The sequence below is a fragment of the Tolypothrix sp. PCC 7601 genome (assembly GCF_025677855.1).
GTDB lineage: Bacteria > Cyanobacteriota > Cyanobacteriia > Cyanobacteriales > Nostocaceae > Aulosira > Aulosira diplosiphon.
The window spans coordinates 3,397,859-3,412,321 of the sequence record NZ_CP064879.1; the positions used below are offsets into that span (position 1 = coordinate 3,397,859).

The 14,463-nt window shown below is 39.6% G+C and carries 11 protein-coding genes; 5 read left to right on the forward strand and 6 right to left on the reverse strand.

Features of this window, described 5'->3' with window-relative positions; all coding sequences use genetic code 11:
- Nucleotides 1-430: 430 nt before the first annotated feature.
- From HG267_RS14220 to HG267_RS14230, 3 genes are all read right to left on the reverse strand, one after another.
- Complete coding sequence (locus tag HG267_RS14220; protein WP_045872569.1) at nt 431-1,408, reverse strand: sucrase ferredoxin; 978 nt, start codon at nt 1,406-1,408, stop codon at nt 431-433.
- 63 nt (nt 1,409-1,471) lie between these two features.
- On the reverse strand, nt 1,472-2,038 hold the full coding sequence (locus HG267_RS14225; RefSeq protein WP_045872570.1) for a hypothetical protein: 567 nt from the start codon (nt 2,036-2,038) through the stop codon (nt 1,472-1,474).
- 947 nt (nt 2,039-2,985) lie between these two features.
- Nucleotides 2,986-3,984, reverse strand: a complete 999-nt coding sequence (locus HG267_RS14230) for a hypothetical protein (RefSeq protein ID WP_045872571.1) — start codon at nt 3,982-3,984, stop codon at nt 2,986-2,988.
- Nucleotides 3,985-4,197: 213 nt separating this feature from the next.
- Between HG267_RS14230 and HG267_RS14235 the strand changes: the two genes are divergently transcribed.
- On the forward strand, nt 4,198-5,508 hold the full coding sequence (locus HG267_RS14235) for an IS701 family transposase (protein ID WP_096621593.1): 1,311 nt from the start codon (nt 4,198-4,200) through the stop codon (nt 5,506-5,508).
- A 259-nt stretch (nt 5,509-5,767) separates the two neighbouring features.
- On the opposite strand, the gene HG267_RS14240 is transcribed toward HG267_RS14235, so the two are convergent.
- Nucleotides 5,768-6,103: a XisI protein gene (locus tag HG267_RS14240; RefSeq protein WP_045872572.1), complete on the reverse strand. Its 336-nt coding sequence runs from the start codon at nt 6,101-6,103 to the stop codon at nt 5,768-5,770.
- 189 nt (nt 6,104-6,292) lie between these two features.
- Between HG267_RS14240 and HG267_RS14245 the strand changes: the two genes are divergently transcribed.
- Nucleotides 6,293-8,812: a cyclic nucleotide-binding domain-containing protein gene (locus tag HG267_RS14245; protein WP_045872573.1), complete on the forward strand. Its 2,520-nt coding sequence runs from the start codon at nt 6,293-6,295 to the stop codon at nt 8,810-8,812.
- 34 nt (nt 8,813-8,846) lie between these two features.
- Nucleotides 8,847-9,185, forward strand: a complete 339-nt coding sequence (locus HG267_RS14250) for a hypothetical protein (RefSeq protein WP_045872574.1) — start codon at nt 8,847-8,849, stop codon at nt 9,183-9,185.
- A gap of 145 nt (nt 9,186-9,330) precedes the next feature.
- Here HG267_RS14250 and HG267_RS14255 read toward each other — a convergent pair whose 3' ends face one another.
- A complete protein-coding gene (locus tag HG267_RS14255) occupies nt 9,331-10,182 on the reverse strand; it encodes a neutral zinc metallopeptidase (RefSeq protein ID WP_045872575.1) in 852 nt (283 codons plus the stop codon).
- Nucleotides 10,183-11,014: 832 nt separating this feature from the next.
- On the opposite strand from HG267_RS14255, the gene HG267_RS14260 reads away from it, so the two are divergent.
- Complete coding sequence (locus tag HG267_RS14260) at nt 11,015-11,410, forward strand: hypothetical protein (protein WP_045872576.1); 396 nt, start codon at nt 11,015-11,017, stop codon at nt 11,408-11,410.
- A 558-nt stretch (nt 11,411-11,968) separates the two neighbouring features.
- Here the strand turns inward: HG267_RS14260 and HG267_RS14265 are convergent.
- A complete protein-coding gene (locus HG267_RS14265; RefSeq protein WP_045872578.1) occupies nt 11,969-13,627 on the reverse strand; it encodes a mechanosensitive ion channel in 1,659 nt (552 codons plus the stop codon).
- Nucleotides 13,628-13,999: 372 nt separating this feature from the next.
- Here HG267_RS14265 and HG267_RS14270 point away from each other — a divergent pair, with 372 nt between their 5' ends.
- Nucleotides 14,000-14,440: an SRPBCC family protein gene (locus HG267_RS14270; protein WP_045872579.1), complete on the forward strand. Its 441-nt coding sequence runs from the start codon at nt 14,000-14,002 to the stop codon at nt 14,438-14,440.
- The last annotated feature ends 23 nt before the right edge of the window (nt 14,441-14,463 follow it).

A 14,463-nucleotide genomic window follows, 5' to 3' on the forward strand; every position in this document is an offset into this window, starting at 1 on the left:
AAGCTCATTAGTGATTGATTTGTCACTTATTAAAAAAGCCAGAAGAATTGGGGGGATTCTCCCCCAAACCCCCGATTGGGTGACGGTTGCGTCCCCCAAACCCCCTCCAAAATTATTGTTCTGTTTTTTTGTTGAGTAACTAGTTTTTTGGTTTTGTGATCAATTAATTTTCTTAACTGAACTGTATTTACATAAAATTCAATTTCATCGGCGTTTATCTGCGTTTATCTGCGGTTTATTCAATCAAATTTCGTACCTCATTTTTGATTTTACATTGGTGCGTTGCACTGCGCGACAACACACCCTACATTTGCAATTAATTATGGATTTAAAAAATTTTGCTACAAATTGATGATGTGAAATGTCTCAATCCTCAATCCGATTCTTGGTAGATGTTCACTCCTTTGCTAATTGAAAGAATACTGATTTTTTAAGCGCTTAAACTCACAACTTTTCTAGAATCTAGGCAAAGTGCAGCTATAGAATACTTAAGAACTACTGAGGATTCTTTAGCATTACAAGAACTCTTCACTTCCACAGTTCTCTTTTCATCCTTCACTAACTTAGCTTTGTAAGTATATAGCGAACCTGAATTATCTTCAAAACTCAGTTCAGCTAATAAAGTCTGATTATCTAAACTTTGTTCCAGAATTTTACCTGTTACTGCGTAATTGAACCAATCCCATCCATGACGCAGAATTAATTCCTTTTCTAAAATTTGCAAGGATGCTGGCAAAATTCCCCAGCCGCGATAAACTTGATTAAATAACTGAATATCTCCGGTTCGAGTCAAAATTGATTTAAAAGTATCTTGGTCTAAATTACCATAATAGCGTCCTTCTGGTAAATCAATCATTGTCGGCGCAAATCGATGTCCACCAAAATGACTTGATTTCCAAATCCGCACATTTTCTAAGCCTGAATGAGCAATAGTTTCTTCAGCGTAGAAATAAAAAGGATTACCATATCTTGCACAGCATTTATCATGGCTGCCGTGAGTACATACTAAAATATCTCTAGTAACTTTAGTTTCTCTTTCATAATCAGAAACATTACCCCATAAGAATTTCTTTAGTAGCGTTGCTACTTGCTCAATATTCGCTAGCTGAAATTCATGCTTACGGTATCCTTGACTTAAGCCCTTTTGTTTTTGGTAAATTAACAGAGTTGTTTGTTCGACTTTATGCGATAAATCATTTGCAATTAATAGAAAGCGAATTGGTAATTTAGCACGTTTTACATCATCTACCAAAGCCTTTAAATTACTAGGTACCCATTTAGAATTAAAAGCTTCTGAAGTCCAAGGTGGTGGACATTCAACTAAAATATAAGTTTCGGAATTGGTAGCGCTACCAATTAAATCTTCTCCTATTTGTTTAGAATTGTCTGAACAGAAAAAAGTATTCATCTACCTGATCTCATGCTGATATTTTATGGACAATGTGAGGACAAAATAAAATTGTGAGCCTGGCTACCATAGCCTACAATTAACTGAATTAACTGGATAAAACCAGGTAGCCACTTTATAACATTCATTTCTACTAAACCTATTTCCGGTTAATAAATTCTCCACAATAGGGGTAGAAAAGCTGAGAAAAATTTCTTCCGTACCGACAAAGTTATTTTTGTATCCTTTGCCATTTGACAGTTGAAAAATTCTCAATTGCTGATGACAGCCTTGTGTACTCTTGATGAAAGAGCCACAGTCAAAGTATTGTAGCTTTAGCCTACTTAAGCGATTCAAGTAACTGATAACACAGTCATAAATCTGGCTAAAATTACGGGAGTTATTTAAATTTTTTTTAATTAAATGATATATATAATCATTTGTAGTCCGTGTCTCTACATCTGTAGGTATAAATTTACATTTGTACTGTTTTACTAAGGAACTTAGCTGTTTTCGCCACCATCTAATAGATTGAATCGCATTTCGCTTATATACTCCTACTGCTGGATGTAATCCGCCATCAGATAGAGAAATTGTCTGGATTGATTCATGGTCTTTTAAGTATTTATCTCTATTGGGCTTTAAAAACATATTGATAAAGATTCTCAATTAAGCTAGAAAAAAATAGAATTTTATAACTAAAAATTAGGTATTTTGTTTTATCACCTTTACTGACATTGTGTAAGGTTAAAAAAAGCAAAATTAACTGTGAATAAATAAGTTGCTGATTTTTGGAGGTAGGGAACTATTTTCCAGCAAATATTGTTAATTTTGCAGTTATATTCAGTTTTTAAAGAAATTGCCATCCCTTTTACTCGTTTCATCTACTGAAATTTTCATTGGGCTTTGATTTTATACCTACTTTGAATGTAACTGAAGTCAAGAATAAATGCAAGTATTTGATAACTTTTATGGATTTCGCTGCAATTTACAGACTCATCAATCCTAGATAAATCAAGACTAATAGCATAATTAATAGTTGAGTTTGCTCCTGATCATAACTATTGTGTTCTTCAATACAAATAATAGTTTTTCTCAATAGTGAATGAATATTGCAGTGAGAAAGGTGACAAATCAATGTTAGATAACACATAAGGGATAATTTTTATACTATGGTGCAAGGGCGATCGCATCCCAAAAAACTGCGCTACTGTACTGATCATCCATCAATTATGTGGTTAGATTATTTTTGGTCAGGGTGATGAGTCGAATATTGCGGCGCACAATGTCGCGGGTAGTGATACAACAAGAAGTCTGCAATGGCAACTGCGAAACATGACAAACTACTTTTAGCCACGATTCCTAATTTTGTGGGCGCTAAAGACTTACTATAAAAAGCGCAGGGAATACCCCCAGCTATTTACTCAACCAGAGTATGTCCATTTGAGAAATTTACATCTGCGATCGCCTGTTGCTATTGCAAATTGGCTACACAAGAATTTTGCAGCTTATACCAATTCAAATAATCTTTGCGGCATATCAATATATTCTAGAGGGCAAGCATAACTGTGCTCTCTAGAATATAAAGCAACATTTGCCTATACCTTAATTTTTGGATCTAAAACGATTTGCGAACCAGATTTATTGACATGGTAAGTCCAAGCTTGCTCTTTTACCTTAACTATTACTTCCCAGCCTTCAACAGGATTAAATTCTCTAGTACAGATGTCACCAAAGTTAAATTCGCAAGGATTACCAAAAGTTTTGGCTGTCGCTTGAGTTATTTGTAAATTTGCAACTGCTACCCCGGAACGTTTAGCCGCATCTGCCAAAACTCTATTGGCGATCGCTCTTGGTAAACTAGCATTTGGCGATGTCTTAATTTTGGGATCTAAAACAATTTGTGAACCGGATTTATTCACATGGTAAGTCCAAGATTGCTCTTTTACCTTAACTATTACTTCCCAGCCTTCAACAGGTTTGTAAATCTCTGCACAAACTTCGCCAAAATTAAAATGACATTCGTTACCAAAAGTTTTGGCTGTCGCTTGGGTAATTTGTAAATTTGTAACTGCTACTCCAGAACGTTTAGCCGCATCTGCTAAAACTTTATTAGCGATCGCTCTTGGTAAAGTAACATTTCCCGATACATTAATTTTGGGATCTAAGAGAATTTGTGAGCCATTTCTATTGGCGTGATAAGTCCAAGATTGCTCATTAACTTGCACAATTACTTCCCAACCCTGAATTGGCCGATATTCCCTTGTGCAAACTTCCCCAAACTGGAAAATACAAGGATTAGCAAAGGTTTTGGCTGTAGCTTGAGTTATTTTTAAATTAGCGATCGCTACTCCAGAACGCTTTGATACATCATTAAGTACAGCTTGAGCCACAACTTTGGGTAGTCTGTTTCCAGTATTTTGGACATTTTGGGATAATTGTATCTGTGCTGTGCGCGGAGCCGCAGTAGCAGTATTATTACTGCTAAGTCCAATTCCGTAGGATAGGAGACTGGTTAGCGCTAAAGTTAAAATCACGCCTTGCGGTATATGACTGGTAACGTTGCTCACATGGGATTGTTTAGGAATATTTGTCATGCTTTTATTACCTTGAGAATTGCATAGTTAAACTAGCTACTCATCCCAATTCTCCGGAATAAGCACTTAATAGTGATAATTTTTCGGGAATTATTTAAATTTGCGTACTACTTTGCTAGTAGCGGTGACGCTGAGGTTACTAAATATTAACCCTGTTTTGTCACTCTGGCAGTAGTATAATAAGGTAAAAATGCTAGAACCAAGACACAGAGCATGGTACAGCCCCGTCCAGCCGCACCAACAGTCAAATTTGTGGACGAATATTGCCAGTGGTATAAAAGTCTGTTTCCAGATGTTAGGAGTTTCGAGGCTTTTAAATATCTCCATGTAGGCTGCATTTCTGATCTAAAACGTAAAACATTGCCAGAAATAGCAAAAATCGTAGGATTAGATAACCAGCAAGGGTTGCATCATTTTCTAACTACATCACCTTGGGATATAGAAAAGTTAAGAACCTTAAGGTTAGAGTTAATTTTACAAGTGCTAAAAGGTAGACCAATCATTTTAATTATTGATGAGACAGGGGATAAAAAGAAAGGGAGCAAGACAGATTATGTGAAACGGCAGTATATAGGAAATTTGGGAAAAACAGATAATGGAATTGTGGCAGTGACAGTATATGGTGTTTTCTGTGGGATGACATTTCCATTACTGTTTGAAGTGTATAAACCCAGGGAAAGATTACAGGCAGGAGATAAGTACCGCACTAAACCAGAAATAGCAGCAATACTGATAAAAAAGCTACAATCAATGGGTTTTAAATTCAACTTAGTACTTGCAGATAGCTTATATGGAGAGAGTGGTAAGAATTTCATATCTGTATTAGATGAACTAAACTTGAACTATATAGTAGCGATTCGGTCAAATCATTATGTAGAAATACTTCCACGACAACATATTCAATATTTAAAGTGGCAGAAGTTTCAAAGGGTATTCTCTGACTTGAGTCGGGAAAATCGATTTATTAGAGAAATTATTCCGGGAAAACGTGGAGAACTTAGATATTGGCAAATTACTACAGATCCAGAAAATTTGCCTGATAACACTACTTGGTATGTGATGAGTAAATATCCAGACATTACGCCAAGAGAAGTTGGAAATTTTTACGGTTTAAGAACTTGGGTCGAGTACGGGTTAAAACAAAGTAAGAATGAATTAGGTTGGTCAGATTTTCGCCTGACTCACTACCCAGATATTGAGCGATGGTGGGAAATTATTTGCAGTGCTTATTTAATGGTTAGTCTGCATTCGGAGCAACTGTTTCAGTCTCCATCACAACGAGAGTCAAAATTTGTTTCACATCCTTGGTGGGATAATGGAAATGGCTGGAAGAACATTCTTAACAATCTTCGTTTGATTATTCAACCTTTTACTTTATTTAATCTGATATATCCCTGGTTAACGGTTTTTCCTATTCCTCAATTAGCTTTGGGTTTTTTTAAACTTCAATCTATTATTTATAGCCTCACCAGTTCAATTTTTATATCCCTGATTCACCCTGATTTCTACTTTTCCTCTGCCTAGAGTGACAAAAGAGGGTTAAGTGCATCCTGATAGCGAATGAGTATTCAGATAGTTTCTTTGACGTTACAGTTGCTATCTAGTTTCCTGAGTTCAAATTATATCTTATAGCCCGAGGTAGGGAGCGTTTATGCTACTTGTTGCTAGTGCTTTACAGCACTAGTTAAGAGCTTCTATTTTGTATTTGTCCTCATATACAATAGGGTTTTGTTACCAATAATATAAGATAAACTGCGTAGATTAAATTACGCGATCGCACTTCCTAAGCCACACCATATCCTGTATAGGGACGCTTATAAGGTGGATGTAATCCCAACACAATATCTTCTTTTTTTATACCTATCTCTAATAATTCTTGGGCAATATCAACATCTATCATGTTGCGCTGAATCCAAATTTTGCCATCCTTGATGTCTAAGTGCATTACACAGTTATAAATTCGCTTCATTCCCTCCCACCCAAGTTCTAATAACTGGTAATGAGCGTTTTTTGTATCAAGAATTAACTGAGATTCTATATCTAAATCACTAGAGTCAGAATCAGCATGAGAAATTAACAGTTCTTCGATACTTTGGCGATACTGTTCTATTTTCTCCATAGCCTCTCATCTTCTGAGATTACAAAATTAACCGCTACGGCTAAAAAACACCGCCGCGATCACAATTAAACCTAACATTGCCAAGGGAACCCAGAGATTTGGGAGATCTGACCAACTCATCACGCAGCTATTCCATTATCAGGGATAATTCCTTTTATACCGTAAGCAGCCTGCATGGAGAAACTGATGATGACATCTCCAGATACAGTGTGGCTACAAGAACGTACAGCTTTAGAAATTCTCTCACCTACGGTTTTAGAAGCGATCGCTCAGGTGATGGAGTTACAAGTTGTGCCAGCTAACACTACTCTAGTAAGCGAAGGTTCTCCTCCGCAAGCACTTTATGTTGTCCAAAGTGGTCAGTTAGAAAGCGAACCTAGTGAAACTAACTCAGCCTTACCTCGGGGATTTCTCCCGGGAGAAGTGATTCACCTCAAAGAATTACTGTTAGATGAATCAACACCATTTGCAATTACTACCCTCTCAGAATGTCAATTATGGGTTGTACCTGCGGATAAATTTCGCGCTTTAGTCACTCAATACCCAGAAATTAATCAAGCTTTTTTCCGGCTATTGGCGCAAGAATTGGCTGAGGTAACATCGGCTTTAAGCTATGAACAAGAACGTGCTGTAGCTTTGCGACCATATTTAGTCACCAAGGCTCAACGGGGAATTGTGGGTACAAGTCGGTATGCTATACGTTTGCGGGAGCAAATCCGAGAAGCTAGCAGCGATCGCAAATCTGTAGAAATCTTTGGCGAACCTGGGTTAGAAAAAGATAATATTGCGACTTTAATTCACTTTAGTTCTCCGCAGCGGCGAGAGCCAATTATTAAAATCAATTGTGGTATTCTGCAAACCAGTGGCGCAGAGTTATTCGGACGCGCTGGCGGAAAACCAGGATTATTGGAATGGTTAGGGGAAGGTAGTTTAATTCTCAATAATCTCCAAGAATTGCCAACAGAATTATTACCGGAAGTCGCCAATTTACTCACTACAAATACATATACTCCTATTAGTCGTCCGGGAGAACCCAAAGCGGAACCACGTAGCAGTCAAGCCAGAATTCTTATTGTTTCTGAAAAAGCTGATTCTCAGATTGAGCGCTGTATCGGTCATGTAATGAAAGTACCGCCTCTGCGGGTACGCAAAGCTGATATTAAAGCACAGGTGGAATATTACATCAGTCTCTACAGCCGTGCGCGCGGTTTATCCAAACCGCATATTACCCCCGAAGCCTTACGCCGCCTACAGACTTACGACTTCCCGGGTAATCTTAAAGAATTGAAAAATTTAGTGGAACGGGCGATCGTCCAAGTAGGAGAAGGGAAAGAACTCACAGAAGAAATCTTTTGGTCAGCCGAACCCCAGAAAAAGCAATTTCGCGTTAATTTATTAAATGCTTATCCTGGTTTGCGGAGGTTCTTACGTAGTGACTGGTGGCCCGATCGCATTAATTATGGTTTTACCTTTGCAGCCTTCGCTTTTTTGCTTGGTGTATTATTTATTGGCCCTCAAACACGCGATCGCAATTTTGCTTTAAATCTGTTTTGGGCTTGGTGGTGGCCGTTCTTTCTTTTCCTCTTCCCTTTTCTGGGGCGCATCTGGTGTTCTGTATGCCCGTTTATGATTTACGGTGAAATTACGCAAAAATTATCGCTGAAGTTGTTTCCGCGAAAACTCCAGCGCTGGCCACGAGAAGAAGCTGAGAAATGGGGTGGCTGGTTTTTATTTGGGCTATTTACCCTGATTTTCTTATGGGAAGAACTCTGGAAGTTAGAAGATACAGCTTACCTTTCGGGTTGCTTGCTGCTATTAATCACCGCTGGGGCAATGATATTTTCCGCCCTGTTTGAGCGCAGGTTTTGGTGCCGCTATCTTTGTCCCATCGGCGGCATGAATGGATTATTTGCTAAACTCTCAATGACAGAACTCCGCGCCCAGCAAGGAATTTGTTCCGCCAGTTGTACGACTTACCAATGCTACAAAGGCGGGCCGCAAAAAGGTGAGGGCATGGAAACCAACGGCTGTCCTTTGTACTCCCATCCTGCACAATTAGAAGATAACAAAGATTGTGTCCTGTGCATGACCTGCCTGAAAGCCTGTCCCCATCGTTCCGTCGAGTTTAACTTACGTCCCCCAGGAATTGAACTCTGGACAACTCATGTTGCCCATAACTATGAAGTAGCGCTGTTATTTTTGCTCTTGGGTGGTATATATCTGCATCGCTTGCCAGAATTACAAGCTTGGTTAGGTTTAAACCTAGATTTAACAATTTTTTGGCAGCATTTAGGATTGTCTGTGGTAGTGTTGATTATTCCGGCAGCGATTTGCTTACTAGCTTACGGCTTCACGCAACTGTTTAATTCTGGACGAAAACCTAAAAAATTTATTGAGCTTGCTTATGGTTACCTACCATTAGTATTAGGAGGTAACTTTGCCCATTATCTGCGTTTAGGTTTAGGAGAAGGTGGGCGAATTCTTCCTGTAACTTTTGCTACCTTTGGTTTAAATGGAGAACAGTTACCCGTATTGATAGCACACCCCGCAGTAATTGACTTTCTGCAAGGCAGCACCCTGATTATATCCGTGTTGCTAACCGTAGTATTAACGCAAAACATCGCACGTCAACCGCTGAAAGCCCTACTCTGGCAACATTTAGCAACGATTGGGCTGGCTGTTAGTATGTGGATGATTATCGTTTTTTAACGAATTTTTCCGTCTTGTGTAAGGATTACAAGTAATGCAAGTTATCAAAAGATCCCTAAAGCCACAAACCTACATATCTTTCTTTTATATCTACCAAACTACTTGGGGTATGGCTGGTGATATCTGTTTAATCCGTGAATCTGTAGCTAAAGAAAGTGTATCGAAATTTATTGGGCGCAAAGTCCAATTAGCATTGCCAAAACGACTGGAGCGCGATCGCTTGGCTAACTGTCCCATAATTAAAGTTGCGGGTAATGTTGGCGAAGGACATCCTAAAGATCACCCATTTGAATGGGAAGCTTACGAAGGTATAGATAAAGAAATAGCCAAAGCAGCCCTCAAACCTTGGGGCTTCAAGTTAATTGACAGCTAATTTGGCGATTTGATCAGCTCAGATCAACTCGCTGGAGCAAAGCTTTAGCGAGTATTTGAGCATCCTTATACAATTTTGGATTTTAGATTTTGGATTTTGGATTAGTTATGATAACCGCCTCAATTAGCTGATTATTCCCTAAATTTTAAAGATTTGTGGTTTTAAAAGTATTACATTGTTCAGGATTACCTGTTTGAATACCGCGTTTAAACCAACGGACTCTTTGAGCCGAACTACCGTGAGTGAAGGATTCAGGAATCACGTATCCTCTAGCTTGATTTTGTAAGCGATCGTCTCCAATACTGCTTGCAGCATTGAGCGCTTCTTCAATATCACCTGATTCTAGAATTTGACGTGAGCGATCGGCATGATATGCCCAAACTCCAGCAAAACAATCAGCTTGTAATTCTTGGCGCACTGAAAGTTGATTGGCTTCTACTTCATCAGCTTGACGCTGCAAGGTTCGTACCTGTTGAGAAATTCCCATGAGATTTTGGACATGGTGTCCAACTTCATGAGCAACTACATAAGCTTGGGCAAAATCTCCTGGTGCTTGGTAGCGATTTTTTAGATCCCCATAAAAGCTTAAATCTATGTAGAGCTTTTGATCGCTAGGACAATAAAAAGGCCCAACAGCCGATCGCGTAAAGCCGCAAGCCGATTCCACCGCATCCGAATATAAAACTAAAGTCGGTTCCCGATAAGTTTTTCCTTGTTGCTGAAACAAGCTGCTCCAGGTATCTTCTGTATCTGCGAGGACAACGGAAACAAAATCAGCCATGCGATCGCTATTTGCGGAACGTTGGGTTTGGGAAGATTGCGAGTCAGGGCGATCGCTTGGTTGTTGCTCCCAAATGACGCTAGGATCGCCACCTAATAAAGCAACTATCACAGATAAAATAACTGCTCCGATACCACCTCCCACCACAGGAGCCGAAATCCTAGCTCCTCGCCTGTCTTCAACATTGGTACTTCTTCGCCCAAATTCCCAGCGCATAACTTCAAGTCTCCAAATTACTTAACCTGGCAGCAGTGAGAAAATGCAGATTCCTATAGCGGAACACCGCATACAGAAAGCAGCATAATTAAGCAAAGATATTAGTATTTATAAAGACCAAAATCTTCCGCCCAAGGGAAAGCAATACTGTACCCCTGAAGAGGGAATTAAACATTCAAAATTTAAAATTCAAATTATCATCAACCCTAAAACAGATTTATTTAAAGACCATTTATAAAATGTAGGGTGTGTTACGGCTACGAAATGATTTCGGACACAGAGACAATTAAATTTAGCCGTAACGCACCATTGCCCACTATATATTCCATATTTCTTCAGGAATAAGCCTAGAGATATATTTTTTGAGATTTTGGTTTAATAGACAAATCGCAGCAGCTACAATAATCTGCATTTTACTACCAAGATATACCTTTGTGGTTTTTCTCTTATTTAATCAACAGAGGCTCAATAAGAATTAATCATGTGTATGAAAATTGAAATTTATTTTGCTTGATTCAGTTGCAAAATCAGATATTTGCCATACCACAGACTTAAATAAGTATTGCTTATTTAGAAGCAACCTCTGACTTTTGTTAGAGGAATTATTATTTTTTTACAGTTAGTCTGGAATTTGTAATCAAAACAGACAATTTGCTTCAAAATAGGCAGTATTGCACCAGATTGCATTACTTAATCTCTAAAATAATTAAACTTTAAGTTGATGACATCTAGAAAATCAGCTTATTTATCATGTCATTAACTGAATTTAGAGTGAGCCAATGATATTGCGAAGGTCTGAAAAAAATTAAGAATGCACCAACGGAGTATTGGGATGACAAATTTGATTTCTAACGCGATCGCAAAAATCACTTCTCTGTTTCAAGGACTTCAGGTCAAGCGGTTTTTGGCTGTGGCTGTAGTTGGTTTGATTGTACTCACCACAAATGTTGATTCTGGACGCAGTAACTCACAGTTACGCCAGCAAGTTCGAGAAAGTGTAGAACAAAATGATGCTCAAAGACCAAAAACTATAGGACAATGGAACCGCGAAGCTCGCGAAACAAAAGGTAATCCTGGCGAACGATTGCAACGGATTGGTCAACAATCAGGTGAAGCTTTGAAAGAATTCGGCTCCGGCTATGTAGAAGGTGCTAAGGAAACTGCTGGCGGTGTAAAAGATAGCGCAGCTAGAGCAGGTAGAGATATCTCTAACTCTGTTGGACGATAAGTGGAATGGGTAATGGGTAATGGGTAATGGGTAATGGGTAATGGGTAATGGGTAATGGGTAATGGGTAATGGGTGGGAATTCTCACTTATTACCCATTCATTTGAGCTTGAAACTAGAAACTTCGAGTTTGGAACTAGAACCTTTCAGTTTGAAACTAGAAACTTCGAGCTTGGAACTCGGAATGTCGAGCTTGAAACTAGAAACTTCTAGTTTAAAAATAGAAATGTCGAGCTTGGAACTGCAAAATTGAAGCTTTGAACTCGGAATGTCAACTTCTATGGTTGAACAACCAAGTTCAAAGCTTTAACTTTTAATATCTCAAGGTGATTTGCCGAGATATTTTCTTAGATTGTCATGCTTTTAGTAGCAAGTGCCGAGATTTGCAGACAAACTGCCGAGAAAAACATTAACAATTCGTAATTCGGAGTTACTAATTTGTAATTACGTTATCGGTTTGGATTGAAACCCCGCCTATAACAGCGCAACCTATAGAGTTCGCTTCCTCTAACCCTTAGTTTAATTACGAATTACGAATTACGAATTAGTAATTATGTTGGTTAGCCCTTACTCTTAAAAGAGTCTAACCACTCTTTAACTTGTTCGCGGGCTACATCTCGACCGCCAAGACCAAAAGCTAGGGCAATAGCCACTGCGATCGCACCGAGTAAAAGCCCAAATGCTAAATTTACAATATCGCTGGCTACGCCAATCTGTCGCAGTGCCATTGCTGAGACTAAAGTCAGGATGGCAATCCGTGCTACTTGTCCTAAAATCCTGGCTTGGGCACTTTCGGAGCTGACAATGATGCTAAAAGCTAGGTTTGCTAAGAATAGCCCAATACCAAATACCACTAATCCCGATAAAATTCTGCCGAATATAATCAAGATTCCCGATACTAGCGCTGTGAGTGCAGGAATATTGAGGATATTGACAGCTGCTACCGTCGCAAAGAGTAAAATGCCGACGAAGACAATAATACCGACAATTTCTGATGGGGTACGGGTGGGTGTAGTTACTGGTGCGCCGGCTTCCGTGTAGACTGCTGTTCGTCTTGGAGATGGCAAACCCAGCACTGAAAAAATGTTGTTGAAGCCTAAACTGGTAAGGATACTCGTGACGACTTCCGAGACAAACCTTCCCAAGAAATAGCCAATAATCAGAATGCCGATGGCTGTAAAAATTGCAGGTAAGGCATTAAGCACCTGTTGTAACATGGCGATCGCAGGGACTGAAATCGCCTCAATTTTCAAAGCATTCAGTGCTGCGATCGCAACAGGAATCAAAATCAAAATATAAACCACAGTGCCGAGAATATTCGACAGTGGTTGCGCTCCGACATTGGGCGAAAGTCCAAAACGACTACCCAAATGGTCGATTCCAGTTGTAATCAATAAATTGGTAACAACCCGACGAATGAGATTAGCCACAAACCAACCCACAGCCGCAATTAATGTTGCAGCTAAAATATTGGGCAGAATTGACAAAATCTCTGTAATCAGAGCTTTGACTGGTTGTAATGCTTCCCTTAGCCCCAGAGTATCTAACACCGGGACAATAAATAGTAAAAAGATGAACCAGTACAGAGCATTACCAATTGTTTCTGTAACAGATAACTGATTCAGTCCTGGTGTAGAGTCAGCATCTTGCGCTTGTTGATTCAAACGCTCATCAAACCTCAACACTTGTAGTCCCCGAATCGTTACCAGCTTCACAACGGTAGCTAATAACCAAGCAACGCCCAAAAGAATTGCTGCACCAAACAACTTTGGCAAAAACCCTGCAAGCTGATCGACAAAATTATTTAATGGTCGAGAAGCTACCTCTAGCCCTAAAGTCTGTAGAACAGCTACCGCAGTCAGAAGAATAATACTCCAAAAAACTAAGCCGGAGATTAATTGTTCCACATTGGGAACATTGTCCCGGCCTGTTACTCCTGAAGCGATGCGGTTATCTATATCAGTGCGATTGAGGATTCCCCTAGTGACTGCGGCAATAATTGCAGCAATTAGCCAACCAATTAACAGAATGGCTGCTGCTCCTAGCAAGCGAGGTGTAAACAGAATTATCTGGTCTACAATTCCTCGCACCTCACCAATCCCTTGATTAACCACCGATTGTTCCGGTGGTAGGCTTGGTGATTGTGCCAAAAGCTGCTGCACCCTGATTGACCAACCAATATCTAATACCTGGGTTATTCCTAGCCAAGTTGTATTCATGGTTTTTCGGAATTAAAAGTTGATTGTTACGCCAAAACACTTCAGTGTTCTGACATGGATTGTCTTACTCAATCCTTTATCCCCGTAAGTTCACGAGTATTTAGCCTAACAATGTACCAGTAAAAGTATCTTTGACATTGGTATCCTGAGTAATTTTTAATCTTCAGGGTTTGTCATTTGTTATTGGTCATTGGTCATTTGTCATTGGTCATTGGTCATTTGTCATTGGTAGTTGGGTGTTTGTTATTTCCCCTTGTCCCCAGTCCCCATTACCCCTTATCCCCAGAGGGGGCCCCGAGTTCCCCAGTCCCCAGTCCCCAACCCCCAGTCCCCATTTTGAGTTACTCTAATTGCAAAAGCTGCATCAACCATATGCCCCAAGTTCTGGAACAATCGATTCAAATTAATGCCCCAGCTACGGTAGTGGAGCATTGTATTACCGATTTAACTCTTATGCATCGCTGGCTAAATCCGGTTTTACGTTGCGAACCTGTGGGTGAAGTCTGGAGTACGGATGTTGGGAGCCAAAGCCGTTTCACTATTCAAATTCCAGTAATTCAACCCACATTAAAAACGGTTGTCGCAGAACGACAACCAGGTTTAGTGGTTTGGGAATTTAAAGGATTTTTCCAAGGACGCGATCGCTGGGAATGTCAACCCCTAGAAAAGGGAACGCAGCTAATCAATCGTTTTGAGTTCGACATCCCCAACCCCTTAGTCAGTTGGGGTTTCAATACCTTCGCCGCCGCTTGGACAAAACAAGATATGCAAGCGCAACTAATTCGGCTCAAACAGGTGGCGGAAAGGATGTGAATGGGCATAGGGCATTGGGCATG

Coding starts and splice junctions, on each gene's coding strand:
- HG267_RS14230 (WP_045872571.1), bottom strand. CDS start 3,984: ATGACAAATATTCCTAAACAATCCCATGTGAGCAACGTTACCAGTCAT.
- HG267_RS14240 (WP_045872572.1), bottom strand. CDS start 6,103: ATGGAGAAAATAGAACAGTATCGCCAAAGTATCGAAGAACTGTTAATT.
- HG267_RS14250 (WP_045872574.1), top strand. CDS start 8,847: ATGCAAGTTATCAAAAGATCCCTAAAGCCACAAACCTACATATCTTTC.
- HG267_RS14220 (WP_045872569.1), bottom strand. CDS start 1,408: ATGAATACTTTTTTCTGTTCAGACAATTCTAAACAAATAGGAGAAGAT.
- HG267_RS14265 (WP_045872578.1), bottom strand. CDS start 13,627: ATGAATACAACTTGGCTAGGAATAACCCAGGTATTAGATATTGGTTGG.
- HG267_RS14225 (WP_045872570.1), bottom strand. CDS start 2,038: ATGTTTTTAAAGCCCAATAGAGATAAATACTTAAAAGACCATGAATCA.
- HG267_RS14255 (WP_045872575.1), bottom strand. CDS start 10,182: ATGCGCTGGGAATTTGGGCGAAGAAGTACCAATGTTGAAGACAGGCGA.
- HG267_RS14260 (WP_045872576.1), top strand. CDS start 11,015: ATGACAAATTTGATTTCTAACGCGATCGCAAAAATCACTTCTCTGTTT.
- HG267_RS14245 (WP_045872573.1), top strand. CDS start 6,293: ATGACATCTCCAGATACAGTGTGGCTACAAGAACGTACAGCTTTAGAA.
- HG267_RS14235 (WP_096621593.1), top strand. CDS start 4,198: ATGGTACAGCCCCGTCCAGCCGCACCAACAGTCAAATTTGTGGACGAA.
- HG267_RS14270 (WP_045872579.1), top strand. CDS start 14,000: ATGCCCCAAGTTCTGGAACAATCGATTCAAATTAATGCCCCAGCTACG.